The 23837-nt window shown below is 61.5% G+C and carries 24 protein-coding genes; 11 read left to right on the top strand and 13 right to left on the bottom strand.

Annotated elements, in window-relative coordinates; genetic code table 11:
• Positions 1-16 precede the first annotated feature (16 nt).
• From NMB39_RS00240 to dksA, 3 genes are read right to left on the bottom strand one after another with little or no spacing between them, the layout of a single operon-like run.
• Complete coding sequence (locus NMB39_RS00240) at positions 17-661, bottom strand: DUF1826 domain-containing protein (protein WP_057023269.1); 645 nt, start codon at positions 659-661, stop codon at positions 17-19.
• Positions 661-1866 carry a zinc metallochaperone GTPase ZigA gene (zigA, locus tag NMB39_RS00235; RefSeq protein WP_057023268.1) on the bottom strand — a complete coding sequence of 402 codons (1206 nt, stop codon included), beginning with the start codon at positions 1864-1866 and terminating at the stop codon, positions 661-663. The genes NMB39_RS00240 and zigA overlap by 1 nt, the downstream gene beginning before the upstream one ends.
• 27 nt (positions 1867-1893) lie before the next feature.
• On the bottom strand, positions 1894-2298 hold the full coding sequence (dksA, locus tag NMB39_RS00230; protein WP_043048182.1) for an RNA polymerase-binding protein DksA: 405 nt from the start codon (positions 2296-2298) through the stop codon (positions 1894-1896).
• 126 nt (positions 2299-2424) lie between these two features.
• On the opposite strand from dksA, the gene NMB39_RS00225 reads away from it, so the two are divergent.
• Positions 2425-2793: a glutamine synthetase gene (locus tag NMB39_RS00225; protein WP_068965818.1), complete on the top strand. Its 369-nt coding sequence runs from the start codon at positions 2425-2427 to the stop codon at positions 2791-2793.
• Here NMB39_RS00225 and NMB39_RS00220 read toward each other — a convergent pair.
• A complete protein-coding gene (locus NMB39_RS00220) occupies positions 2790-4001 on the bottom strand; it encodes an N-acetylmuramoyl-L-alanine amidase (RefSeq protein ID WP_494339733.1) in 1212 nt (403 codons plus the stop codon). The two genes, NMB39_RS00225 and NMB39_RS00220, sit on opposite strands and share 4 nt — an antisense overlap.
• A gap of 128 nt (positions 4002-4129) precedes the next feature.
• Here NMB39_RS00220 and folE2 point away from each other — a divergent pair, with 128 nt between their 5' ends.
• The 5 genes from folE2 to NMB39_RS00195 are packed head-to-tail and all read left to right on the top strand — an operon-like array spanning position 4130 to position 7998.
• On the top strand, positions 4130-5020 hold the full coding sequence (folE2, locus tag NMB39_RS00215; protein WP_494339734.1) for a GTP cyclohydrolase FolE2: 891 nt from the start codon (positions 4130-4132) through the stop codon (positions 5018-5020).
• Entirely contained in the window at positions 5017-5685 is a 669-nt protein-coding gene (locus tag NMB39_RS00210) for a metal ABC transporter ATP-binding protein (RefSeq protein ID WP_198719160.1), read from the top strand. Before folE2 ends, NMB39_RS00210 begins: the two co-directional genes overlap by 4 nt.
• The gene (locus NMB39_RS00205; RefSeq protein WP_046070174.1) at positions 5685-6551 is read left to right on the top strand and encodes a metal ABC transporter permease; all 867 of its coding nucleotides are present in this window, start codon (positions 5685-5687) and stop codon (positions 6549-6551) included. Before NMB39_RS00210 ends, NMB39_RS00205 begins: the two co-directional genes overlap by 1 nt.
• A gap of 11 nt (positions 6552-6562) precedes the next feature.
• Positions 6563-7441: a metal ABC transporter substrate-binding protein gene (locus NMB39_RS00200; RefSeq protein WP_198719159.1), complete on the top strand. Its 879-nt coding sequence runs from the start codon at positions 6563-6565 to the stop codon at positions 7439-7441.
• A complete protein-coding gene (locus NMB39_RS00195; RefSeq protein ID WP_306956723.1) occupies positions 7438-7998 on the top strand; it encodes a gamma carbonic anhydrase family protein in 561 nt (186 codons plus the stop codon). The genes NMB39_RS00200 and NMB39_RS00195 overlap by 4 nt, the downstream gene beginning before the upstream one ends.
• A gap of 68 nt (positions 7999-8066) precedes the next feature.
• Here the strand turns inward: NMB39_RS00195 and NMB39_RS00190 are convergent, their stop codons facing one another.
• The gene (locus tag NMB39_RS00190; RefSeq protein WP_057023261.1) at positions 8067-8588 is read right to left on the bottom strand and encodes a DUF3617 domain-containing protein; all 522 of its coding nucleotides are present in this window, start codon (positions 8586-8588) and stop codon (positions 8067-8069) included.
• 130 nt (positions 8589-8718) lie between these two features.
• Here NMB39_RS00190 and cls point away from each other — a divergent pair, with 130 nt between their 5' ends.
• Positions 8719-10158: a cardiolipin synthase gene (cls, locus tag NMB39_RS00185; protein ID WP_494339735.1), complete on the top strand. Its 1440-nt coding sequence runs from the start codon at positions 8719-8721 to the stop codon at positions 10156-10158.
• Between the two features lie 75 nt (positions 10159-10233).
• Here cls and cfaB read toward each other — a convergent pair whose 3' ends face one another.
• The 8 genes from cfaB to hflK (NMB39_RS00145) all read right to left on the bottom strand — a co-directional run bounded on the left by cfaB (position 10234) and on the right by hflK (NMB39_RS00145) (position 19407).
• Positions 10234-11418 carry a C17 cyclopropane fatty acid synthase CfaB gene (gene cfaB / locus NMB39_RS00180; RefSeq protein ID WP_057023259.1) on the bottom strand — a complete coding sequence of 395 codons (1185 nt, stop codon included), beginning with the start codon at positions 11416-11418 and terminating at the stop codon, positions 10234-10236.
• An 85-nt stretch (positions 11419-11503) separates the two neighbouring features.
• On the bottom strand, positions 11504-12292 hold the full coding sequence (locus tag NMB39_RS00175) for an HvfC/BufC family peptide modification chaperone (RefSeq protein WP_494339736.1): 789 nt from the start codon (positions 12290-12292) through the stop codon (positions 11504-11506).
• Positions 12283-13128: an MNIO family bufferin maturase gene (gene bufB, locus NMB39_RS00170; RefSeq protein WP_494339737.1), complete on the bottom strand. Its 846-nt coding sequence runs from the start codon at positions 13126-13128 to the stop codon at positions 12283-12285. Before bufB ends, NMB39_RS00175 begins: the two co-directional genes overlap by 10 nt.
• A gap of 65 nt (positions 13129-13193) precedes the next feature.
• Positions 13194-13445, bottom strand: a complete 252-nt coding sequence (gene bufA2, locus NMB39_RS00165) for a BufA2 family periplasmic bufferin-type metallophore (protein ID WP_198719461.1) — start codon at positions 13443-13445, stop codon at positions 13194-13196.
• 117 nt (positions 13446-13562) lie between these two features.
• Positions 13563-15449 (bottom strand): cation-translocating P-type ATPase, encoded by a 1887-nt coding sequence (locus NMB39_RS00160; RefSeq protein WP_494339738.1) that lies wholly within the window; start codon positions 15447-15449, stop codon positions 13563-13565.
• Positions 15446-16480 (bottom strand): protease modulator HflK, encoded by a 1035-nt coding sequence (gene hflK / locus NMB39_RS00155; RefSeq protein ID WP_464006686.1) that lies wholly within the window; start codon positions 16478-16480, stop codon positions 15446-15448. Before hflK (NMB39_RS00155) ends, NMB39_RS00160 begins: the two co-directional genes overlap by 4 nt.
• Entirely contained in the window at positions 16477-17472 is a 996-nt protein-coding gene (gene hflC / locus NMB39_RS00150; RefSeq protein ID WP_164484868.1) for a protease modulator HflC, read from the bottom strand. The genes hflK (NMB39_RS00155) and hflC overlap by 4 nt, the downstream gene beginning before the upstream one ends.
• A gap of 9 nt (positions 17473-17481) precedes the next feature.
• Positions 17482-19407, bottom strand: coding sequence for a protease modulator HflK (gene hflK, locus NMB39_RS00145; protein WP_494339739.1), 1926 nt, complete (start codon positions 19405-19407; stop codon positions 17482-17484).
• A gap of 311 nt (positions 19408-19718) precedes the next feature.
• On the opposite strand from hflK (NMB39_RS00145), the gene NMB39_RS00140 reads away from it, so the two are divergent.
• From NMB39_RS00140 to NMB39_RS00125, 4 genes are read left to right on the top strand one after another with little or no spacing between them, the layout of a single operon-like run.
• Positions 19719-20342: a CDP-alcohol phosphatidyltransferase family protein gene (locus NMB39_RS00140; protein WP_057023251.1), complete on the top strand. Its 624-nt coding sequence runs from the start codon at positions 19719-19721 to the stop codon at positions 20340-20342.
• A 10-nt stretch (positions 20343-20352) separates the two neighbouring features.
• Entirely contained in the window at positions 20353-22101 is a 1749-nt protein-coding gene (locus NMB39_RS00135; RefSeq protein WP_464006684.1) for a bifunctional alpha/beta hydrolase/class I SAM-dependent methyltransferase, read from the top strand.
• A 2-nt stretch (positions 22102-22103) separates the two neighbouring features.
• Positions 22104-23402: a phosphatase PAP2/dual specificity phosphatase family protein gene (locus tag NMB39_RS00130; protein ID WP_494339740.1), complete on the top strand. Its 1299-nt coding sequence runs from the start codon at positions 22104-22106 to the stop codon at positions 23400-23402.
• Positions 23392-23835, top strand: a complete 444-nt coding sequence (locus NMB39_RS00125) for a hypothetical protein (RefSeq protein ID WP_057023248.1) — start codon at positions 23392-23394, stop codon at positions 23833-23835. The genes NMB39_RS00130 and NMB39_RS00125 overlap by 11 nt, the downstream gene beginning before the upstream one ends.
• The last annotated feature ends 2 nt before the right edge of the window (positions 23836-23837 follow it).

Genomic DNA, 23837 nt, shown 5'->3' with positions numbered 1-23837 from the left:
GCTTGATCCTACCCGGTTATGCCAGCCAATCCAGCGTCAGGATCAACCGTCGCTCATCGGCCTGGAGCGCTGGCGAACGGTGGATCAGGCCATGCCCTTCGTTACCGTGCCATTTCGTCCCCTTGAGCAACGCCACTTCGCCGCAGTGAATCTGCTCGATGCGCTCGGAGGGCTCAGCGTCTGCCTGGCTCAATTGGCGCCGGTCCATGACACCTTCGCGCAACCATTGGCTGCCGATGCCGGCATAAGTGGTGATCAGCCGGACCGGCACATGGTCGACGTGAAAGCGCGGGCACATGGCCTTATCCAACAGCCGCAGGCGCACGCCGATACGCCTGGCGCCGAGCAGGCAGGCGAATGCGCTGACCAGCCACGACACATCGGCAATAAACCCGTCGTAACCTTCAAGATCCCGACAACTGGACGCCAAACCCTGCAGGTTAGGTACGGCGTCTTCGTTGTCGAGCTCAATCACCAAGGACTCGGCTAACGGCTCATTGAGCGCCACCAGTAAGGCGCCGAATTCGGCAATATGCAGGGGCAAATGGCGCTGCCAGACTGCCAGGTTGACGCCATCTTCGAGAATGTCTGACAGCGCCAACGGTGTTTCCCCGCGGGTCTGGCGGATCACGGGGCGCAGGGGAATAACCGGGGCCAGCATCAGGCTACCTGCTCATACCAAGGGCCAAAAGGATCAGGCAGCATGCGCCAGCTTTCGACGCCCAGGGCCATTTCTTCATCATTGAGCAAGCAGGCATCCAGCTCGGCACGCATCTGGTTGAAGTCGATGTTTTGCCCGATAAACACCAGTTCCTGCCGGCAGTCACCGGTATTCAATTGCCAGTTTCCCATGATCGCCGCGACGCTTTCTTCGTCCTGGGGCCATTGGCTTTTTGGCACAAAGCGCCACCAACGCCCGGCAAACCCGTGGCGCATCAACCCGCCGGCCTGGGACCAACTGCCAGCGTCCTGATGCTTGCTGGCCAACCAGAAGAAGCCCTTGGAACGCAGCAGCTTGCCGTTCACCCACGGGCGGTCGATAAAGTCGAAAAAACGCTGTGGGTGGAAGGGCCGACGCGCACGGTAAGCGGTGGAAGCGATCCCATACTCTTCGGTTTCCGGCACATGTTCACCGCGCAATTCCTGTAGCCAACCCGGGGCCTGGGCGGCGCGTTCGAAGTCGAAACGACCGGTGTTGAGGATCTTGTGCAGCGGCACCTCGCCCATGACCATCGGGATGATTTCCGCCTGGGCATTAAGGCGCTCGAGGATCGCCATCAGCTCTTCGCGCTCGCGGCTGCTGATCAGGTCGATCTTGCTGATAAGGATGACGTCGGCAAACTCGATCTGCTCAATCAACAGGTCGGTGATGGAACGCTCATCCTCTTCTCCGAGGGTTTCGCCCCGTGAAGCCAGGCTTTCAGCGGCCTGGTAGTCGAGCAGGAAGTTCATACCGTCGACCACGGTGACCATGGTGTCCAGCCGCGCAATGTCGGCCAGGCTTTGCTCGTTTTCATCGCGAAAGGTGAAGGTTTCGGCCACGGGCAGAGGCTCGGAAATACCGGTGGATTCAATCAGGAGGTAATCGAACCGACCTTCCTTGGCGAGTTTTCCGACTTCTTCGAGCAAGTCTTCACGCAAGGTGCAACAGATGCAGCCGTTGCTCATCTCCACCAGTTTTTCTTCCGAACGATTGAGCGTGACGTCGCGCTGAACCTCGCTGCCGTCGATGTTGATTTCGCTCATGTCATTGACGATCACCGCTACCCGCAGGTTGTCGCGGTTACGCAAGACGTAGTTGAGCAGCGTACTTTTACCGGCACCGAGAAAGCCGGATAACACGGTCACGGGGAGACGATTGGGCATCAGGTATTCCTCATCAGGGTTGGCCGGTCAAACTGCCCGTTTATGGCGTTCGCGCAGCTCTTCACGTTCTTTGGCTTCAATGCACAGGGTCGCGGTGGGGCGCAGCAGCAGGCGCTGCAGGCCGATGGGCTCGCCGGTTTCACGGCACCAGCCGTATTCACCGCGGGCCAGCAGCTCCAGGGCATCGTCGATCTTGTCCAACAGCTTCTTTTCCCGCTCCAGCAGGCGCAGTTGCCATTGACGTTGTTCTTCGGCACTGCCGATATCCGCCAGGTCGCTATTGGTTTCCTGCTCGCGCAGCGCCTGGAACTCAGCGTCGATACGGGCTTGCAGCTCATTGCGCTGAGCCAGCAGCAGCTCGCGGAAGAAGCGCTGTTGGGCGTCGTTCATGTAGTCGGCAGGCGGTTGGGCCAGAAGGTCTTGTTCGGTCATGGGAAGCGGTTCACGGGTCAGGCTGTGTTTTTATGTTATAGTATAACAATGCAAATAAGCCAATCCCCTTGTTCGACGCGACGAAGGGCGCAATGCTTGATCATCTTCTTACCCAGAGAAAATTCGATGAGATACCTGATGTGCGCCCTGCTCGTGGCAGCCGCAGGGCCTGCCTGCGCCCAAACGCCCAGTCTGTTGGCCAACTGCACTCGCAGCGCCAACCTGCTGGCGTGCGTGGACCCGTTGGGCAATGCCTATAGCGTGGCGACCGTGGGCAGCACCACCTATTTGCGCGGCTTTGAAGTGATCGGTAAACGCTACTGGGCGCAGACCAACAGCCGCTATGGGCAGCTGACGTTCTTTACCGGGTTGGCATCCGATGGCGAGGCGTGGGTCGGTTACACGCGGCGTGTGGGCTGGACCACCCTCAACCGCTTTTCCAGCTCAGGTGGTGCCAGTGCCAAGTTCACTTGCAGCCGAATGACCGGCTGTTAAGCCTGGGCGTTCTTCTGTTCCTGCACCCAGGCCATGTAGCTGTTCATCGGCGGGTTCTTCTGGAAGTAACTTTTCAAACCTTCGAAAAGTCCATCCGCCACCGCTTGCTGGTGGCGCGCGGTGACCAGCCGCTGGGCATCCCGCGCATTGGAGATAAACCCGGTTTCCACCAGGATCGAAGGTACGTCCGGTGACTTGAGTACCGCAAACCCTGCTTGTTCCACACGCTTCTGATGCAGGCTGGTGATGCTTTGCAGGCTGCCCAATACCGAGCTGCCCAATTGCAGGCTGGAGGCGATGGTAGCGTTCATCGACATGTCCAGGATCACCCCGGCCAGCATCGGGTCCTTGTCCTTCAGATTGAGCAACGTGGTGGCGCCCAGCAGGTCTGCGCCGTTTTCGCGCTGAGCCATGAAACGCGCTGTGGCGGAGGTGGCACCGCCCTCAGACAATGCATACACCGAAGCGCCCGATGCGCTAAGCCGTGGGGCGGCGTCGGCATGCACGGAGATAAACATATCGGCCTTGTGCTGACGGGCGATGTCCACGCGTTTGCGCAGCGGCACAAAGAAGTCGTCGTTGCGCACCAGTTTGACGTCAAAGCCCTTTTCGCGTTTCAAGCGTTTAGCCAGCAACTGGGCGATCGACAGCACCACATCCTTTTCGCGCTGGCCCTTGGAACCGACGGCACCCGGGTCTTTGCCGCCATGCCCGGGGTCGACCACCACGATGATGTCGCGTTTGGGATGCCCCTTGCCCACCGGCGTCACTAGCGGCGGCGGTTCAGCGACGATTTGACGGGGGGCGCGAGTGGCGTTGGTCAGGTCGAGCACCAGGCGATGGCCTTGGCCATCCTGGGGCGGCAGCACGAAACTGTTGAGCTGCATCGGCGCAACCAAATCCAACACGATGCGCGTGTCGCTCTTACCAAAATGCCCGGAACGGATCGAGGTAATCCCACTGTTCTTCAGCGCCAGCTGGGAGAAGTCGCCACTGAGGCCCGCACCACTTAAGTCGATGATCAAGCGGTCCGGAGCCGTCAGGGAGAAGGTCTTGTATTGCACCGGGCCGCTGAGGTCGAACACTAGGCGCAGCTTGTCGTCCGAGCGCCACAGGCGTGCATTGCGAATCTGCGTGGCATAGGCGCCCAAAGGCAAGGTGAACAGGGGGCTGACCAGCAGCAAGTTGAGAAGCTGACGTCTGTGCATGACATATACCGCAGATAAAGGAGCGTCCCTGCTCGACATGACTGAACAAAGGCTGGGGTAGAAATTTCATCGTAGCGGTTATTGTTATACTATAACATGACGAATTATTTCCAACGATGGACCTGCTTATGAATGCGCTGACTCTGCCGGATATCGCCGCGCAGGCTTCACGCCAAGCCTTGCCACTCGACTGGGTAGGCATGTGCGGCATCGCCTTGCCCATTTTGATTGACGGTCAGCGCCTGACCGCCACTGCCGATGCAGGCGTCAGCCTGGACGATGGCACGGCCCGTGGCATTCATATGTCACGCCTTTACCTGGCCCTGGAAATGCTCGATCAGCAGCCGCTCACACCTGCACTTCTGCGTAATGTACTGCTTCGATTTCTCGCCAGTCATGAAGGTTTATCTAAGAACGCCTACCTGCGTATCCACACCGATCTACTGCTTAAGCGCCCGGCGCTGGTCAGCCCGTTAGCGGGCTGGAAAAGTTACCCGGTAAGCATCGAAGCACGGTTGGAAAACCAGATGTTCCACGTGGAACTAAAAATTGACGTTACTTATTCCTCAACTTGCCCATGCTCTGCCGCACTCGCCAGGCAGTTGATTCAGCAGCAATTTCTCGAGGATTTCGCCAACTCACCATTGCAGCACGAAGACGTGTTGGCTTGGCTCGACAGCGCCAATGGCATTGTCGCCACGCCTCATAGCCAGCGCAGCAGTGCGCAGTTACACGTTCACCTGCAAGGTAATGAGCTGGCGATAGTCGATTTGATCAACAGTGCCGAAACCGCCCTCGGCACCGCTGTGCAAACCGCAGTGAAACGTGCGGACGAACAAGCCTTCGCCCTGGCCAACGGGCAGAACCTGATGTTCTGCGAAGATGCCGCTCGCCGCCTGAACCTCGCCTTGAAACGCTCGGACGCGGTCAAAGCCTTCCACCTCAAAGTGATCCACGCCGAAAGCCTGCACGCGCATGATGCCGTGGCTGAAAGCCGCTGGACGAGAGACCTGGCATGATCACCTGTAACGCTCTGCGCTGGGGCGCTCCCGGTCAACCACTGACGCCGGCACTGGATTTGACGCTGGAAAAAGGCAGCCTCACCGGCATCATCGGCGCCAACGGCACGGGCAAGAGCAGTTTGCTCAAAGTCATTGCTGGCCTGCAAAAGCCATTGTCGGGAAAAGTCAGCATGGATGTTCCACGCCGTGGTGGCCTGTCGTTCCTGCCCCAGCAGCAACACTTGGATCGCCAGTTCCCCATCAGCTTGCAAGAATTGGTCGCCGCCGGTTTCTGGGGCACCCGGCACACCAGCGAGGAACGCAGCCAACGCTTGCAAGCGGTACTGGACGACTGGTGCCTCAGTGGCCTGGAGCATCGGCCGTTGATGGCGTTGTCCGGAGGTGAACTGCAACGTGCCCTGCTCGCCCGCATGAGCCTGGCCGACGCGCCGATCCTGTTGCTTGACGAACCCCACGCCGCCCTCGACGAGGACGGCCAGGCCCTGTGTTGGCAACATATCCACGCATGGCATAGTGAGGGCCGCACGCTGATCGTTGTCTGTCATGACCTGGCATCTGTGCGCTATCACACCCAGCAGGTGGTGCAGATCAAGAACACCGGCTGCGTCTTCGGCCCCAGCAAAGCGCTGATCCGCCCGCAACCACAGATGCAGGTGGCCTGATGCACCTTAGCGCCCACCTGTGGATGCCGTTCCATGAATTCGTGTTTATGCGCCGTGCACTTATCGGCGGGTTGGTGCTCGCCTGCAGCACCGCGCCGCTGGGGGTGTTTCTGATCCTGCGGCGCATGAGCCTGATCGGTGACGCGGTGGCACACGGCATCTTGCCCGGCGCCGCCCTGGGCTTCTGGTTCGCAGGCTTGAGCCTGCCCGCGCTGACCATTGGCGGCCTCGGCGCCGGTCTGAGCATGGCCGGCCTGGCCGCGTGGATCACCCGTCGCACCGGCCTGCGCGAAGACGCCAGCCTCGCCGCCATCTATCCCATTTCCCTCGCTGCCGGCGTACTGATCCTGGGCCTTGCCGGCAAACGCCTGGACCTGCTGCACCTGCTGTTCGGTTCAGCCCTGGCGGTGGATCAAACCACCCTCACCGGCATGCTCTGGGTCTCAGGTTTTAGCCTGATCGCCATGGCGCTGATCTACAAGCCGCTGCTGCTCGACACCCTTGACCCGCTGTTTCTGCAGACTGTCAGCCGTCTCGGCCCGCTTGCCCATGGTGTGTTCCTGACCCTGGTGGTGCTGAATCTGGTGATCGGTTTTCAGGCCATCGGTGCCTTGATGGTGGTGGGCTTGATGATGCTGCCGGCCATCGCTTCACGCTTCTGGAGCCGACGCCTGCCGGTACTGATGGCGGTATCGGCAGTGCTGGGATGCCTATCGGTATGGCTAGGGTTGTTGCTGTCGTTCTACTACTCACTGCCCAGCGGCCCGGCCATTGTGCTGGTGGCGGGCGCCGGGTATCTGCTGTCCGTGGTGTTCGGTCCGGTGCACGGCTTGTTGCGCCGCCCGCCTTTGCTTTCATCCCAATGAGGTGTTTCCCGATGCGCGCCCTACTCGTGCTGTTCAGTCTGCTACTGCCGCTTTCGATGGCTCACGCTGCGGACAAACTCCAGGTGGTCACCAGCTTCAGTATTCTCGATGACATCACCCACCAGATCGGAGGCGACCATATCCAGATCAGCAACATGGTCGGCCCGGACGCTGACGCCCATACCTATGAACCCACCCCGGATGATGCCAAGGCACTGCTCAAGGCCAAGGTCATCATCAAGAACGGCCTTGGTTTCGAGCCATGGCTGGATCGCCTGGTGACCAGCACCGAAACCAAGGCCACTGTGGTCACCGCTAGCAAAGGCGTGATTTCCCACACCATGGACGAAGATGGCGAAACCATTCCCGACCCACACGCCTGGCACAACCTGGCCAACGCCGAAATCTATGTGAGCAACATCACCAAGGCGCTGGCAGCCGCCGACCCGGACAACGCCAACGCCTACCTGAGTAATAGCCAGGCCTACCTGAAACAGATCCATAGCCTGCTGGCCGACGCCAAGGCCAAGTTCGGCGCCCTGCCGCCGGGCAACCGTCGCATCGTCACCTCCCATGACGCCTTCGGTTACCTGGGCCAGGCCTATGGTATCCAGTTCCTCGCGCCCCAAGGCTTGTCCACCGAGCGTGACCCTTCGGCCGCCGAAGTCGCCGCGCTGATTACCCAGATTCGCAAGGACAAGGTCAAAGCCGTGTTCATGGAAAACATCAAGGATGCGCGCCTGCTCAAACAGATCGCTGATGAAAGCGGCGCACAGATCGGCGGCACGCTGTACTCCGACGCCCTCGCCGCAGAAGGCCCGGCCAGCACCTTTACCGGCCTATTCGAATACAACCTCAATACCCTCTACGCAGCCTTGAGCAAGCCATGATCCGCAAGAACCCTACCGGCGACCTGCCGGTGATTGCTGAATCGGCCTACGTGGACAAAACCGCGATCATCTGCGGCAAAGTCATTATCGGCGAGAACGTGTTCGTCGGCCCCTATGCCGTGATCCGCGCAGACGAAGTCGACGCCAGCGGCGCCATGGACCCGATTACCATCGGCGCCAACTCCAACATCCAGGACGGCGTGGTCATCCATTCCAAGTCCGGTGCGGCAGTGACCATCGGCGAGTTCACCTCCATCGCCCACCGCTCCATCGTCCATGGACCCTGTACAGTCGGCGATCGCGTGTTTATCGGTTTCAACAGCGTGCTGTTCAACTGCGGCGTGGGCGATGGTTGCGTGGTGCGCCACAACTCAGTGGTCGACGGCCGCGACCTGCCCGCCGCCTTCTACGTGCCCTCCACCACTCGCATTGGGCCCAACACCGACTTGTCGCAATTCCCGCCGGTGAGTGTCAGTGCCTCGGAGTTTTCCGAAGACGTGGCGCGCACCAACGTCGACCTCGTGCGCGGCTACAAAGCCTTGCAAAACGAGTTCTGAGCCAGCACGCGCTGGTTTCCGGGCACCTGGCCTGTCACAACGGCCAGGGCCGTCTCGCAGGTTCTGCGTTAAGCGCGTGGCTTGACCGTACCGCAATCTTTGCCTAGCCATTGGGCGTGGCTGTCCAAGCTGCCCTTCTGCTGGATGCCGGTGGCATTGAACGTACCGTTGACAGTGGTGGTGAATTCCTTCTGGCTCTGGAATGTCGCCACGCCTGTGCCTTGGGCTTTCGGGCAGCTGAAACGGAATTTCCACTGGTTGCCGCTCTTGTCGGTCACTTCCTGTTTGCACCCCGATTGAGGGTCGGTCAGCGGGATGGAGTCGGAGGCGACCTGGGCAGGGGTCAGGCACACCTGCACGCCCTTACCGGCCATGTTGATGCCTTGCTTTTCGAGCATGGCGCGCTGTTCAGGGGTCATCTGTTGCTTGAGCTGACCGAGGATCAGCGACAGGTCCGGCAGGTCCTGGTTATCGACCTTCATATTGCTGGTGGTCAATTCCCACAAGCCCGGCGCCAACATCTGCGCCTGCGCCGCCACCGGCAGCGACAACCCAACAACCATGGCCAAACCTAGCAGACGAGCATTCATCGGGTAACTCCTGGGTAATTGTCGGCGTTAGACGCCGCAAAGCGGCCAGTGTTGCACGGCAAATAAAATAGCGACATTCGCCGTCGTTCATGGTCTGTTACGCACTGGACTGCCTGGAGTTACGTCGTTCATGGATTTCTTTGGCCCGCACCTGCTCGCCTACTTCATTGCCACGCTGCACGTTCTCGGGAGCCTCGCCGCAGTTCACGCGGTACTGACTGTCCGCACCGCCCAAGGCTCGATCGCCTGGGCCTTGTCGCTGATGTTCATGCCTTACCTGACGCTGATCCCCTACCTGATTTTCGGCCGCAGCACCTTCGACGCCTACATCCAGGCCCGGCGCCAGGCCAACCAGGAAATGCACACGGCGATTACCGAGCTGAACTGGCGCCCATGGGTAGAGGAAGCCCTCGCGGCACGCAACTCCAGCGCCTATGGCTCCCTGCGCGCCATGCCCAAGCTGGGGCGCATGCCGTGCCTGGCCAATAACGAAGTGCGCTTGCTGATCAATGGTGATGCCACGTTCGGCGCGATCTTCGAGGCCATTCGCAACGCCAACACCGCCGTGCTGTTCCAATTCTTCATCATTCATGACGATGAACTGGGCCGCCAGTTGCAGGCCCTGTTGAAGGAAAAGGCCGCCCAAGGCGTGGCGATCTACGTGCTGTACGACCGTATCGGCAGCCATGCGCTGCCCCATCGCTACGTGCAATCGCTGCGCGACGCCGGGGTACAGGTCAAGGCGTTCGCCACCCGCAGCGGCTGGCTCAATCGCTTCCAGGTCAACTTTCGTAACCATCGTAAGATCGTGGTGGTGGACGGTCTTACCGGGTTTGTCGGCGGGCATAACGTCGGCGATGAATACCTGGGCAAGAAACCACCGCTGGCGCCATGGCGCGACACCCATGTGCAGGTCACCGGCCCGGTGGTGGCGTGCCTGCAGGAATCGTTTGCCGAGGACTGGTTCTGGGCTGCACGGGAACTGCCGCCGCTGATTCTGCCGGACGCCTATCCTGAAGACGGCGTGCTCTGCCAACTGCTCGCCAGTGGCCCGGCCGACCCCTATGAAACCTGCTCGCTGTTTTTCGTCGAGGCCATCCATGCGGCGACCGAACGGGTCTGGATCACCAGCCCCTACTTCGTTCCCGACGAAGCCGTGTTTGCCGCCCTGCGCCTGGCGGTGCTGCGTGGGGTGGACGTGCGCCTGCTGCTGCCATCGCGGCCCGACCACCGCATCGTGTACGCCGCATCCAGCCTGTACGCCATCGAAGCGGTGCGCGCAGGCGTGCGGGTCTTCCGCTACACGCCAGGGTTTCTGCATCAGAAGGTGGTGTTGGTGGACAGGGAAATCAGCGCCATTGGCAGCGCCAATTTGGACAACCGTTCGTTCCGGCTGAATTTCGAAGTGATGTTGCTGACGGTGGATGAAGCCTTCGCCAGCCAGGTTGAACACATGCTGCTGGACGATTTCGCCCTGTCCCATGAGGTCAGCCAGGAGGAAAGCCGTGAGACTCGCCGCCTGCAACAATTGGGGATGCGGGTGGCACGCTTGATCTCACCGATCCTCTAACAAACAACACAGGGAAAATGTGGGAGGGGGATTGCCCCCTCCCACATTTGGATCTCCAGTGTTCTGGAAAACGGGTTAGCGATAGAGATCTTCCCGCGTCCAGGGCAGTTCATGGCTGCCATCGGCGTGAGGTTTCACCGCCAGGATCTGGTGCAGGTTGATCCAGCCCCGGGCAAACGCATAAGCGCAACCGGCCAGGTACAGACGCCAGATGCGCAACGCCTGCTCCGGCACCATCTTCGCCGCCGCTTCCAGGTTGTCTTCCAGGCGCTCGCTCCAATGATCCAGAGTGCGTGCGTAGTGCAAACGCAGGCTTTCGACATCGACCACTTCCAGCCCGACTTCACTGATCTCAGCGGTCATCATCGCCAGGTGCGGCAGCTCACCATTGGGAAATACGTAGCGTTCGATAAAGTCCCCGGCGCCGCGGCCTACTGGGCGGCCATCGGTGTGCTTGGCGGTAATGCCATGGTTCATCACCAGGCCACCTTCGCGTACGGCGCCAAACAGGGTTCGGCAATATTGCGCCAGGTTGGCGTGGCCGACGTGTTCGAACATACCCACGCTCACCACTTTGTCGAAACGACCGTCCTGGGGCAGGTCGCGATAATCAAGGAGTTGCAGGTCGACCTGGTCTTCCAGGCCTTCGGCTTTTACGCGCTCCTTGGCCAGCGCCAGCTGTTCCTTGCTCAGGGTGATGCCAAACACCTTGACCCCGAACTCCCGCGCCGCATAGCGCGCCAGTCCGCCCCAGCCGCAGCCCACATCGAGCAGGTACTCACCCGGCTGCAGTCGTAGCTTACGGCACAGGTGGCGAAATTTATCCTGTTGGGCCTGGTCGATGGATTCGCTGCCGGTTTCGAAATAACCGCAGGAATACGCCATATCCTGGTCCAGCCAGAGCTGGTAGAACTCGTTGGACAAGTCGTAGTGATAGGAAATGGCTGCCGCGTCGGTGGCCTTGTCATGGATAGAGCGCACCGGACGGCTGCCCTCGTCATCATCGACCAAGGCGTGACTCAATTCATCACAGACCCGGATCACTTCGGAGATGGAGCCTTCCAGCTCCAATTTGCCTTCGACGAAAGCTTCGCCCAGAGAGTCGAGCGTTGGATGGCTCAGCTTGGACACGACCGTGGGATCCTTGACCACGATGGTCACACTGGGCTCGGGGCCCAAGTTGAATTCATGGCCGTCCCAGAGTCGAAGACGCAGCGGTAGCTGAAGATTCTGTAAGGCCGGTGGAAGTTGCGCGAGCATGAGTAGTCCCCCCTTGTTTCAGACGTCTGCTGTGAGGGTAGACCATCCTAAACAAAGTAGGAAGCTATCGATCGATAGCACCTTTCTATGGCACTTGTCGCTCGAGCAAACCGTCCTGGATCCACTGCTTCAGCCATGTGGCCGCTTGCAGTGGTGCGCCCTCTTCATAAGTGACTGCCAACTGCGCACACAGTTCTGAAAAACTCCAACCGGTGGTCACCATCCCCGCCAGTGCACAGGCTTCTCCGGGCTCCAGGCTGCGGTAGTGGCACACATTCTCATGGCGCCACACCAGGCAGAGTTGCGCCAGATTCAGAGCTTGGCTGCCGGGGAAATCCAATTGCTCCTTGCTGGCGCGCCAGATCGCCACCGTATTGAAACGGCAAAGCAACTGCTGCACTGAGGGCGCGAGGGTGACCTGTAACGCCGGCCAGTCTTCAGGCGCCAGTTGCGCCATGTCATTCAAGGTCAGCGGCGCACCCTGGGGCGCATCAAACGCCAGGGTGAACGCCCACTCCAAGCGCGCCATTTCAGCCAGCGGCGCACTTTGTTCTGCGACCAGGTGCTCAAGGATAAACACTGCAAAGCGTTCACCCAGCCAGCGCAGGCTATAGTGGGCCGAGGGATATCGACGGATATAGGCTTGGGTCAGCAAGGCAAACTCATCATCTCCCAGCCAATACCAGATGGCGCCGAAGTCATGGCGCAGCACTTCCTGCAATCGCGACAGGTAGGCGTTGTGATAAATGGCCAGCCCCGTGCCTACATCCAGCGTCGGCCCACCCAGCAAGGTGGCGACAAAGCCACTCTTGGCGACGGACGTTTCGGATAACAGATGCTGCTCAAAAGCCAATTGCCAGTCGGTCAGGCGCATAGCGATCTCCGGGCCAAGGCACTGGCACCCAGCTCGCGGGCCTTGTTCAATTCGGTGAGTAACTCGTCGAACGGCGGGAAATGGTCATCGCGCTCCAAGAGTGTCGACACTGGGCCAAAACGCTCCAGGGTCTGCTGATACAGCGCCCACACCGGGTCGCACACCGGATGGTCATGGGTGTCGACCACATAGTCGCCGTAGTCCATATGCCCTGCCAGGTGCAGTTGGCGAATGCTCTGGGGCGGCAGGTTGCGAATAAACGTCCAGGCGTCGAACCCATGGTTACGCGAACTGACATAGACATTGTTGACGTCCAGCAGCAACTGGCATCCGCTCAGGTGGGCCAGGGCGTTGAGAAATTCCCACTCGGTAAAGTCATCGGCCTTGGAGCGCACATAGCTGGAGACGTTTTCCAGTACCAGCGGGCGCTGCAACACATCCTGTACCTGACGCACACGGCCGGCCACGTGGTAGAGACTCTCTTCGGTGTAGGGCAGAGGCAGCAGGTCATGCAACTGGTGCGCGTTGCCGCGGCTCCAGCACAGGTGATCGGAAATCCACGCCGGCTGGATGCGCTCGGCGAGCTGTTTGATTTGCTCCAGGTAATCGGTATCGAGGGCATGGGGCCCGCCGATGGACAAGGACACCCCGTGCATCACCAGGGGATAGCGCTCGGCTATGGCATCCAGGTAGTACAAGACTTTGCCGCCCGGCACCAGATAATTCTCGGAGATCACTTCGAACCAATCCACCGCAGGGGATTGCGCCAGGATCTGCTCATAGTATTCGTTGCGTAAACCCAGGCCGTAACCCAGGGAGGGGAAGGAACTGCTCATCATGAACTCCCGCAAAGTGTCCACAGCGGTGGAGTTGAACCGCTGCGGTTGCACTCGGTTGTCGCTTACTCGCCGACTTTGCCGCCAGCCTCGTCGCAAGCAGCCTTGGTCATGGTCTTGAAGCCGTGGCCTTTGCAGACAGCCTGGCCTTTGCAAGCGTTTTCGGCGGTCTTGCAATCGTTCATGCCTTTGCAGGAGGTGACGCCGTAGCAATGAACCGAAGCGTCGGCAGCCTGTACCTGGGTGGCGACACCGGCAAACATGGAAGCTGCAGCGATTGCCAGGGCTGCACCGGAAACGGCTTGTTTGATGTTCATTGTGTAGTCCTCATAAATCGGTAGGGGAGCCGGTCTGAACGGATTGCTCAGTCTCGACACACCACTAGAGTGAGGCCCCTTATCGGCGTTACAGCTGTGAGCAAATTTTTCCGAAAATTAATCTTCAAGCTTCAACAGCGGCTCCTGGAAGCGCAATAAACGCCCGGCGTTACCCAGCACCAGCAAGGTGCTGAGGTTATGTAACACCGCCGCGATCATGGCGCCCGCCGCACCCAGCCAGCCAAACGCTGCGAACACCACAATGGCCAGGGTCCAGCCCAAGCCGATGATCACGTTCACCTGCAACGTCTGCCGGCACTGGCGGCTCAAGCGCACACAGGTGCCCAGGCGGCGCAAGTCGCTGCCGATCAACACCACGTCAGCCGACGCCAGGGCGATGTCCGCACCGCCCGCGCCCATCGCCACGCCGACCACACCGGCCTTGAGCGCCAGGGAGTCGTTGATGCCATCGCCCACCACCATCGGCCGGAAGCCGCTGCTGATTTCCCCCAGCACGCGGTTGAGCTTGTCTTCCGGCAGGGCCTGGGCTTCGACATCACTGATGCCCACATCCAGCGCCAGGCTATCGGCCACGCTTTGGCGGTCACCGGTCAGTAGCAATTGGCGGCCCAGGCCCAAGTCCCGCAGTTCTTGCAGGGCCTGGCGCGCTTCCGGCTTGACGCTGTCGGCCAGCAACATCCAGGCCAGGAACTCGCCGTTCAACGCCAGCCCGGCGATCGGGCCGTCATGGGTGGGAACGCCGGTAGTGACGATGCCCAACTGTTCGAACAATTCCGGGCGCCCGAGCGCCGCTTCGCCCTGCTCGGTCTGCGCCACCACACCCAGGCCCTGGCGCTCGCGGATGTCGGTGAGTGCCAGCATTTGTTCCTGGGTCGCCAACCCCGCCAACGCTCGGCTGACCGGGTGACTGCTCGCCGAGCCGAGGCTGGCCGCCAGGTTCAGCAGCGCCTGGCGATCCGGCGCGGTGGTGTCGATAGACTGCAGGCGCAAAGTGCCAAAGGTCAGGGTGCCGGTCTTGTCGACCACCAGCGACGTCAGGTCGGCCAGCTCTTCAAGGAACGCAGAGCTGCGAATCAGAATCCCGTGGCGCGCCGCCACGGCGATCCCGGCAATCGCCGTGGCCGGCGCCGACAACACCAGGGCGCACGGGCATGCCGCCACCAGCACGGCGAGCATGGCCTGGGCGTCATTGGTGACAAACCAGGTCACCGCTGCCAGCAACAGCACCAGCACCATATAGCTGCCGGCATAACGCTCCAGCAGCCGGGTGATCGGCGGCTTGGAACGCTCGGCGTTTTGCATCAGTGCGATAACTTTGCCCAAGGTCGACTCATTGCCGGTGCGCGTCACTTCAAGGCGCAACAAACCATCGAGATTGATCGCGCCTCCAAACACCTGCACGCCGACGCCGGCTTCCAATGGCACCGACTCGCCGGTAATCGGCGCCGTGTCCAGGCTCGCCTGGCCGGACAGCACGACACCATCAGCCGGCACGCGGTCACCGGCGCGCACTTCGACGATATCGCCGGTGTTCAGGGTGCCGTTATCCACTTCGGTAATGGTGCCGTCCGCCTGCACCAGGCGGGCGTGGCTGCGGGTGAGTTTACCCAGGGCATGGATCGCTTCCTGGGAGCCGATCACGCTGCGCTCTTCCAGCACATGCCCGAAGATCATGATGATCGGCAACAGCGCCGCGGTGAGCAGATCGCCGGTAGCCCAGGCGCCGAGCATGGCCAGCGCAATCAATTGGTCGGTAATGCCGTGCAGGCTCGGAAAGCGCAGGCTGTACCAGGCCGAACGCATCACCGGCACCGCCACCAACAGCGAAGCCACGCCCAGCAGCAACTGGCTCACGCCGCTCTGGTCCGGCGCCAGCCAGCGCCATACCAGGCCCAGTACCAGCAGCCCCAACGCGAGCATGGCCAGGGTCAATTGCCGGGCAGCGCTACGCTGTTCGGCGGAAGTCAGCATGGGCGCGCTCATTGTTCGGCTCCCTGGATGATCAAGCGGGAGTCGTCCTTGGGGTCGACGGTGGTGACGGAACCGGCCTGGCCGAGAATCTTCGGCATGCGCTCGCGGTACAGGCGCAACAGCAAACCAGGGTCTTTGACCTGGGCCAGGCTGGCGACAGTGGCGGTTTGCGCCTGGGCATTGGCCAAGCGTTCGCTGGCCTGGGCGTGGGCGACTTGCACCTGGCGGTCAGCTTCCTGATTGGCGTTCTGGGTGAGTTTTTCCGCTTCGGTGCGCGCATTGGCCACGGCTTTATCGGCTTGCTGGCTGGCGGTCAGTACCGCGTTGAAGGCATTCACCGCCGGGCCCGGCAGGCTTGATTGCACATCGACGCGGGTGACTTCGACGCCCAGGCCCAAACCGTTGGCGGCCAACTGCGCCAGGCGTTTGTTGATGCCTTGCACCAGGTCGCCGCGCAGCCGCTCACGGCGTTCGGCGGCGCCATTGTCGCTGCCGATCAGTTCCGGGCGGGCGACCAGGATGGTGTCCAGATCCCGCGCCGCGGTGAGGGCCACAGCGCTGCGGGTCACCAGCCGATCCAGGGCAGGCAACACGTGCTCGCCTTGCAATACGAAAGCGTAGGGCTCGGTCACCTTATAGAAAACCCGCACGTCCAACTGCACTACCCCGGCATCGCCAGTCAGCAGATAACCGGAGCCAGCCAAGGCATCGCTCAACGGCGTAGCGAAACTGGCCACGCGATCAGCCTGCAGCGCCGCGTCGGAACGTAGCAGGTTTTCTACCCGGCGCTCGATCACCCGGTCCGCCGCCGGCAGCAACACCACCTGTTCGAAGGGCTGCGGCCAGGCCAGCAACAGCCCGGCGTTCTGAATGCGATCAAGGGCGCCGAAGTGCAGGACCACGGCGCGATTCTGCGGGTCGATCTGGCGCACATTGGAAAAGGCCCAGGCCAACGCCGCCAACACGGTGACCGCGTACAGCGCCAGGAACGTCAGGCGCCCGGCCTGGATCCATGGGCTGTCCGGGCTGTCACGCTCGCTCATGGCTGGATGTCCTTCGGCCCGTCCACCAGGGCGCGGAACGGCGCAGCGTCGGTGCGCAGAATGATCTTGGTGCCCGGCGTAACCACGGTGCCCAGGGTGTCCAGCGAGCGCAGCAGGTTGTACAGCTGTGGATTACCGGCGTAGGCGCGACCATAAATCTGCGCGGCTTCGACCCGCGATTGCGCTTCGATATCGGCGGCTTTCACCGTCGCATCGGCCTGCACGATGCGCGCATCACGCTCGGCGGCGGAGCGGATCTGCGCCGCTTCGCGCTTGCCCACCGCAGTGCGCTCGGTGGCGATGGTTTCACGCTCGGCACGCATACGATCAACCGTGGCGGTGAGTGTCACCGAGGGCAATGTCAGGCGCTCGATGCCGACCTGCGCCACGCGCACGCCATAGGTGGCGAGCAGTTGTTGATCAATCTGCTGGCGCAACTGCGCTTCGAAATCAGCAATGCGCACTTGGCTGGCATCGGTATTGATCAGGCTGGACAGGTCAAAGCTGGCCGCGGTGGTCTCCAGCGCCGAACCGACGAAGGTGCGGATCTGCCGTGCCGCTTCATCCGGCTGGTTCTGCACCGCGCGCATAAAGCGCTGCACATTGTCGGCATCGCCCTGCACCTGCCACGCCACATAAGCCTGCACGATAATCCGCAGGCCATCGCGGGTGCCCACATCCTGCAAGCCGCTGGACGTGGTGCGCAGGCGCAGGTCCACCGGGATCGCCGCTTCGAACGGCGCTGGCCAGCGCCAGCCCAGGCCAGGTTCCAACAACACCCGTGCGGGGTTACCGAAGCGGGTAATCACCGTGGCCTCGCCGGAACGCACCTGCACAAGGCTTGCCGCTGCCACGGCAAACAGCACCAGCAACACTGCCCAGGCCATACGACGCCAAGGAAAAGGCCCGCTCGCCTGCTCATCGCCGTGATGGTGATGGTGGTGGCCGTGATGATGGTGATGACCGTGATCATGAGAATGAGCGCTCAACAGACAGACTCCTTATTGAACGGCTTTGCGCGGCACCGACGGATCGGCGGGCAAAGTAAAAGAACGCAGATCAATCGTCGGCGCACTGCCGGCACCCAAACGATGATCCAGAATAAGCAGCTTGGCGTGGGCCAGGCCCAGGCTCAGTTGACCCAGGTACTGTTCCAGCACGAAGGCCTGGCCAGCGGCGGCGTAGGCTTTTTGTTCGGCGGTAAAGCGTAGGTTCGCCGCTTGCGCGCCAGCATTCACCTCGCGGGCGTTGGCCTGGGCTTGATCCCGGGCAGTGCTGGCTTGCAACAGCGCTTGGTTGGTCTGCTCGCTGGCGGCGCCGCGTTCCCGGGCGATCAGGGCCTGGGCGCCGATCTGCGCGGCTTGCACACCGTGGTAAGCGTTGGCGGCTCCAGCGGGCGGGTGAATCGCTTCGACCACCGTGGCAAGGATCTCCACACCACTGTCGAGTGTTTGCAGATCGGCTTGCACGCTGCGACCAATTTCGTCGGCGAGGCTGGTGCGTTGTTCACCGAGCAATTCGTCCAGGGTGCGCGAGGCGAAGTCATGCACCAGGATGCGGCTGGCGGTACTGCGGATCAGGGTGGGTATGTCCGCGCTGTTGTAAATGGCGGCAAGCGCAGCCTGGTCGGTGAGGCCGATGCGGTAGACAAATCGCACGTCCATGTTGACGATCTGGAAGCCCTGCTTATCGCCGCTGCTGCTGGCGATGACCTGGGATTTGTCATTCACATGGCTGGCATCCCACAGGCGATTGGCAATCAACGGCGCCGGGCCTTCGGCAGCGGCCAACGGCGCAGTGCCGGCTTCGCTGACGCTGGTCGCCAACTCATGCACCACGCCGTTCTCCACGTTGAGTACGCGACCCAGCGGCCACGGCAAACCCGTATGCAGGCCGGGGCCGAACACCTCGACCGGTTTGCCGAAGCGCTCATAAATCCCACGACCTTGCAGCGGCACTTCATGCACGCCGGTCAGCGCCCAGCCGACCGCCAGCACCACCAGCAACACCGGCAAAAACGCTCGGCGCATGTAGGTAAAGGCCCAGATCTGGCGCAGGTCGATACCGAAACGGTTGTGCAATTCATGCTGCAACGCCAGCAAGGGTTGTGGCGGCCAACGCAGCAGGCCGGCGATAAAACTCTGCGCCATCAAGCGCGGTTCGAGACGCGGCTGGCGTGGGCTGAACAGCGACAATACGCCTCTGAGCAGGAACTCCAACGCCACCAGTGCCGGCAGCAGGCTGATCAGTGTCGCCAGGCGCAGTGGCCAAACCGACTCGGCATTGGCAAACAGCAGGCAGATTGCACTGATCACCAGGCAGATAATTGCCACCCGGCTCAACTGCGCCAGCTGTGACGCTTCCGGCCATTGGGCGGCGGTTTCCTGGGCGAGGCGACGTTCAAACACCAGCAGACCGAACGCCAGCGCCAACGCCAGCGCCGCGCCGATGCTTGCCGATTGACCGACGGCCGCAGCGGGCAAGGCCAGGTTCCAGAACTGGGTAACACTGACCAACGCCAGCAGCGACCAGCCACCCAACCACAATACCGGCGCGCCGACCTGGGCCAGCAGACCATTGCCGAAACGGTTGATCAGGCCCTTGTGCCAAGTGGTGGGCTCGCTGGGTTCTTCGACCAATTCAGCGCTTGGCGCCTCCAGCGCCTGGGCGCGCCAATCGGCCACCCACCAGGCCGACTGTAACCCGGCTACCAGCACCAACAGGGCCGAAGCGCAGTTGATCAACACCACCGGCCAGATCGACAGTGGCGCAAACAACGCCACGAACAACGCCAGTACCCAAGCACTGATGGCCAGGGTCGTCAGGCTGATGCCAGCCTGGCGCAGTCGACGGGCATGGAACAACCCTTGCTGAAAACGCGCAAGGCCCTCTACCGAAGCGCCGTCAGCTTCTAGATCCACTTGCATCCACTCAACGCCCGCGTGTACATAATTCGTTACGATATAACACGAAGCGTGAAATTTTTGTTCGCTTTTGAACTCAGCCTGGATCCCCTGTGGGAGGGGGCTTGCTCCCGATGGCATTGGGTCAGTAAGTAGATGGGTTGGCTGATGCACCGCTATCGGGAGCAAGCCCCCTCCCACATTTGCCTCACGGTGTTCTCTGGATTGTGACTAACCCCCTATAAACACGAGCTATCACTAGTGTCGGCGGCAATAAGTCGGCACACTCCTGAACAGTTTTTCGCGGGCCCACGGACAAGGAAGCGCCACCTCCCATGATTTCCATCTACCAACTCAAACCGCGGTTCCAGAACCTGCTGCGCCCCCTGGTGCAGCGTCTCTACGACAACGGCACCACCGCCAACCAGATCACCGTGCTGGCGGGGGTGATTTCCTTGCTGGTCGGCTTGCTGATTGCTGCTTTCGCCCAGCAGCTCTGGCTGTTTGCGCTGATCCCGCTGTGGATGATTGTGCGTATGGCCCTCAACGCCGTCGACGGCATGCTCGCCCGGGAGTTCGGCCAGCAGTCACGCCTAGGCGCCTACCTCAATGAACTGTGCGACGTGATTGCCGACAGCGCGTTGATCCTGCCCTTTGCCTTGATACCCGGCGTGAGCCTGGCGCCGGTACTGCTCGTGACGCTGCTGGCGGTATTCAGCGAGTACGCCGGGGTGCTGGGGCCGATGGTGGGTGCATCGCGTCGCTATGACGGGCCGATGGGCAAGAGTGATCGGGCCTTCGTACTTGGCGTGCTGGCTACCGGTGTGGCGTTGGGCTGGCTCGGCGCCGGCTGGGTCGAGGCGGTGATGTGGCTGGTGGCTGCCCTGCTCGCCTACACCTTGGTCAACCGGGTACGTCAGGGCCTCAAAGAACAACAACACACTCCCCCTTCTGCATAAGGATTTTGCGATGCGCGAACAGCAAGAGCACACCTTCAGTACCCATGATGGCGTCGAGCTTTTCTACCGGCATTGGCCGGCTACGGCCGCCGCCGGGCCGCGCAAGGCAATCCTGTTGTTCCATCGCGGCCATGAGCACTCCGGGCGTATTGCCCACCTGGTAGATGAACTGGGCTTGCCGGAGTTTGATTTTTTCGCCTGGGACGCCCGCGGCCACGGCCAATCGCCCGGCGAGCGCGGCGACAGCCCCAGCTTTGCCACCAGTGCCCGTGATGTGCAGACCTTCTGTGACCACATCGGCGGCGCCTACGGCATCGAAGAGCAAAACTTCGCCGTGATCGCCCAAAGCGTCGGCGCGGTGATCGCGGCCACCTGGGTCCACGACTATGCGCCGAAAATCCGCGCCCTGGTGCTCGCCTCGCCGGCCTTCAAGGTCAAGCTGTACGTGCCCTTCGCCCGCCCAGGCCTGGCCTTGATGCGCAGGTTTCGGGGCAACTTTTTCGTCAACAGCTACGTCAAGGCCAAGTTCCTCAGCCATGACCCGGAGCGCGTAGCCTCCTACGACAGCGATCCGTTGATCACCAAGGCCATTTCGGTGAATGTGCTGTTGGGGCTGTACGAAGCGGCCGATCGGGTTGTAGCCGACGCCCAGGCGATCCAGGTGCCGACCCAGTTGCTTATCTCCGGCTCCGATTTTGTGGTGCACCGTAAACCCCAGCAGCAATTTTTCGACCGCCTCGGCAGCCTAAAAAAAGAGCTGCATATCCTCCCCGGGTTTTTCCACGACACCCTCGGTGAACGTGACCGAGCCGTGGCCGTGAGCAGCGCCAAACGCTTTATCTTGCAGAACTTCGCACACCCGCTGGACCGCGCATCTCTACTGAACGCCGACAAACTTGGCGCCACCTGCGCCGAATCCGAATCCCTCGCCGCGCCACTGCCACGCAATTCCCTGCGCGACCTCTACTGGCGCATGACCCGCGCCAGCATGGGCCTGGGCAAGAACCTGTCGGACGGCGTGAAACTGGGCTTCGACACCGGTTTCGACTCCGGCAGCACGCTGGACTACGTGTATCGCAATAAGCCTACCGGCAAGGGCGGGCTGGGGCGGATGATCGACACCAACTACCTCAACTCCATTGGCTGGCGCGGTATCCGCCAGCGCAAGCTGAACGTCGAGGAACTGCTGCGCTTGGCCATGACCAAGCTGCGTGACGAGCACCGCGAGGTCCGTATCGTCGATATCGCCGCCGGCCACGGCCGTTACATCCTTGAAGCCTTGCAGGGCGTATCGCCGTTGCCGGAGTCGATCCTGCTGCGCGACTACAGCGACATCAACGTGCGCGACGGTGGCGCGCTGATTCGCGAGAAGGGCTTGGGGGACATCGCCCAGTTCGTCAAAGGCGATGCGTTCGACCGCGCCGACCTGGCTGCCCTGGACCCCAAGCCGACCTTGGCCGTGGTGTCCGGGTTGTATGAGTTGTTTGCCGATAACGCCATGGTCGGCGGCTCACTGGCAGGCTTGGCCGAAGCCGTGGAGCCAGGCGGTTACCTGGTGTATACCGGCCAGCCATGGCACCCGCAACTGGAGTTGATAGCCCGCGCGCTTACCAGCCACCGCCAGGGCCAAGCTTGGGTAATGCGTCGCCGCAGCCAGGCGGAAATGGACCAACTTGTCGAGGCCGCGGGCTTTCGCAAGATCACCCAGCGCGTGGATGAATGGGGCATCTTTACGGTGTCCCTGGCCCAGAAGATCTGAACATGCGTGAACCCGGTTTATTGAAACCAGCGGTCCTCTGGCTGCTGCTATTGGCGCCGCTGTTTTTCAGCACTTACGGCTTTGCCACCTGGGTCACCAGCCAGCGCAGCGACGTCGGCACGCTGGTATTCGGCTGGGAAACCCATATGCCGTTCTGGGCCTGGACCATCGTGCCCTATTGGTCCATTGACCTGCTCTACGGCTTCTCGCTGCTGTTACCCAATACCCGTCATGAGCTGAAACAACATGCTCTGCGGCTGCTGAGCGCGCAGGTTATTGCCGTCAGTTGCTTCCTGATCTGGCCACTGCGCTTCACCTTTGAGCGGCCGGAACTGGACGGCGTGTTCGGCTGGCTATTCACGGTGCTGGCCGGTTTTGACAAACCCTTCAACCAGGCACCGTCCCTGCATATCGCGCTGCTGGTGATCCTGTGGGTCATGTATCAGCGGCACACCCGGGGATTCTGGCGCTGGGTGGTGCATGGATGGTTCGCCCTGATTGGCCTCTCGGTGCTGACCACTTATCAACATCACTTTATCGACTTACCCACAGGCGCCCTCGCGGGGTGGTTATGCGTGTGGTTTTGGCCGGTGGAACATCCGAGCCCGTTGGTGAATGCGCGACTGACGCGGGATCCCCAACGCTGGCGCCTGGGAGTGCGCTATGGGCTGGGTGCATTGATGCTGGCGGTGCTTGCTTTCGTGCTCGGTGGCGGCTGGTTGTGGCTGCTGTGGCCGGCGGTATCCCTGGGGTTGGTCAAAGCCAATTACATCGTGCTGGGCGCGTCAGGCTTTCAAAAACGCGAAGACGGTCGTCTTAGTCCCGCCGCACGCTGGCTGTATGCCCCTTACGTTGCTGGCGCGTGGATCAACTCGCGCCTATGGACACGCAGACACCCACAGCCCGATATGATTGTGGATAACGTCTGGCTTGGGCGTATTCCCACAACGCACCAGCAAGGTTCATTCAAGGCCATTGTCGATCTGTGCGCCGAACTGCCGATTAATCCACAGGGCCGTGCGTATGCCTGCGTGCCAGTGCTTGACCTGATCGCGCCGACCCCCGAGGAGTGCCTGAAAGCCGCGCAGGCTATCGAGCAACTGCGCCAGCACGGGCCCTTGCTGGTGTGCTGTGCCCTCGGTTACTCCCGCAGCGCTACCGCCGTTGCCGCCTGGCTGCTGATCACAGGGCGCGCCGCCACGATAGATCAAGCGCTGGCTATCATTCGTACAGCACGGGCCAACGTGGTCCTGCATCCTGCGCACCGAGAAGCTTTGGAGGGTTTGCCCCATGCCCGCTGATATGGAACTCCAGGTGGTCGCCAGCCTGCTGCGCCGTGGCCATTCGCTGGATCAGTTATCCACAGGCCTGACGCTGCTCGGCGTACTGTTCGGCCTTGCCCAGCTATTGTTGGCGAGTATCTCGACGATCTGCCTGTTGCTGGCCCTGTGGATGATCGTATTGGGCCTGCTGCAAAAATACTGGGCATTGCGCGTGGCCCTCGACGCCGACCTGTTTGCCCTGCTCGCCCGCGACACCACACGCACACCGGACCTCGACCAGGCCCTGCAAACCCTTGGCTTGCAATCACCTAAACGAGCCGGTCGGCCCTGGAGCGAACGCCGTCGTGGCGCGCTTAAACTGTTGCGCAAACAAGCCTGGTTGCTGGGCGCGCAAGCGCTGCTGACCCTGGGCGTCATTCTCGCCAGCCCTTGGCTGCCTTTCGCCGGATAAGG

The organism is Pseudomonas sp. FBCC-B545, assembly GCF_059134095.1.
This window is presented reverse-complemented; position numbering and strand designations above follow the sequence as displayed.

What these genes read in the sequence shown, in the direction of transcription:
- zigA (WP_057023268.1), bottom strand. Translation starts at nt 1,866, where the DNA reads ATGCCCAATCGTCTCCCCGTGACCGTGTTATCCGGCTTTCTCGGTGCC.
- NMB39_RS00135 (WP_464006684.1), top strand. Translation starts at nt 20,353, where the DNA reads ATGCGCGAACAGCAAGAGCACACCTTCAGTACCCATGATGGCGTCGAG.
- NMB39_RS00160 (WP_494339738.1), bottom strand. Translation starts at nt 15,449, where the DNA reads ATGAGCGCGCCCATGCTGACTTCCGCCGAACAGCGTAGCGCTGCCCGG.
- bufB (WP_494339737.1), bottom strand. Translation starts at nt 13,128, where the DNA reads ATGAGCAGTTCCTTCCCCTCCCTGGGTTACGGCCTGGGTTTACGCAAC.
- dksA (WP_043048182.1), bottom strand. Translation starts at nt 2,298, where the DNA reads ATGACCGAACAAGACCTTCTGGCCCAACCGCCTGCCGACTACATGAAC.
- NMB39_RS00240 (WP_057023269.1), bottom strand. Translation starts at nt 661, where the DNA reads ATGCTGGCCCCGGTTATTCCCCTGCGCCCCGTGATCCGCCAGACCCGC.
- NMB39_RS00210 (WP_198719160.1), top strand. Translation starts at nt 5,017, where the DNA reads ATGATCACCTGTAACGCTCTGCGCTGGGGCGCTCCCGGTCAACCACTG.
- NMB39_RS00175 (WP_494339736.1), bottom strand. Translation starts at nt 12,292, where the DNA reads ATGCGCCTGACCGACTGGCAATTGGCTTTTGAGCAGCATCTGTTATCC.
- cls (WP_494339735.1), top strand. Translation starts at nt 8,719, where the DNA reads ATGGATTTCTTTGGCCCGCACCTGCTCGCCTACTTCATTGCCACGCTG.
- NMB39_RS00205 (WP_046070174.1), top strand. Translation starts at nt 5,685, where the DNA reads ATGCACCTTAGCGCCCACCTGTGGATGCCGTTCCATGAATTCGTGTTT.
- NMB39_RS00195 (WP_306956723.1), top strand. Translation starts at nt 7,438, where the DNA reads ATGATCCGCAAGAACCCTACCGGCGACCTGCCGGTGATTGCTGAATCG.
- hflK (WP_494339739.1), bottom strand. Translation starts at nt 19,407, where the DNA reads ATGCAAGTGGATCTAGAAGCTGACGGCGCTTCGGTAGAGGGCCTTGCG.
- NMB39_RS00130 (WP_494339740.1), top strand. Translation starts at nt 22,104, where the DNA reads ATGCGTGAACCCGGTTTATTGAAACCAGCGGTCCTCTGGCTGCTGCTA.
- folE2 (WP_494339734.1), top strand. Translation starts at nt 4,130, where the DNA reads ATGAATGCGCTGACTCTGCCGGATATCGCCGCGCAGGCTTCACGCCAA.
- cfaB (WP_057023259.1), bottom strand. Translation starts at nt 11,418, where the DNA reads ATGCTCGCGCAACTTCCACCGGCCTTACAGAATCTTCAGCTACCGCTG.
- NMB39_RS00125 (WP_057023248.1), top strand. Translation starts at nt 23,392, where the DNA reads ATGCCCGCTGATATGGAACTCCAGGTGGTCGCCAGCCTGCTGCGCCGT.
- hflK (WP_464006686.1), bottom strand. Translation starts at nt 16,480, where the DNA reads ATGAGCGAGCGTGACAGCCCGGACAGCCCATGGATCCAGGCCGGGCGC.
- NMB39_RS00220 (WP_494339733.1), bottom strand. Translation starts at nt 4,001, where the DNA reads ATGCACAGACGTCAGCTTCTCAACTTGCTGCTGGTCAGCCCCCTGTTC.
- bufA2 (WP_198719461.1), bottom strand. Translation starts at nt 13,445, where the DNA reads ATGAACATCAAACAAGCCGTTTCCGGTGCAGCCCTGGCAATCGCTGCA.
- NMB39_RS00200 (WP_198719159.1), top strand. Translation starts at nt 6,563, where the DNA reads ATGCGCGCCCTACTCGTGCTGTTCAGTCTGCTACTGCCGCTTTCGATG.
- NMB39_RS00190 (WP_057023261.1), bottom strand. Translation starts at nt 8,588, where the DNA reads ATGAATGCTCGTCTGCTAGGTTTGGCCATGGTTGTTGGGTTGTCGCTG.
- NMB39_RS00140 (WP_057023251.1), top strand. Translation starts at nt 19,719, where the DNA reads ATGATTTCCATCTACCAACTCAAACCGCGGTTCCAGAACCTGCTGCGC.
- NMB39_RS00225 (WP_068965818.1), top strand. Translation starts at nt 2,425, where the DNA reads ATGAGATACCTGATGTGCGCCCTGCTCGTGGCAGCCGCAGGGCCTGCC.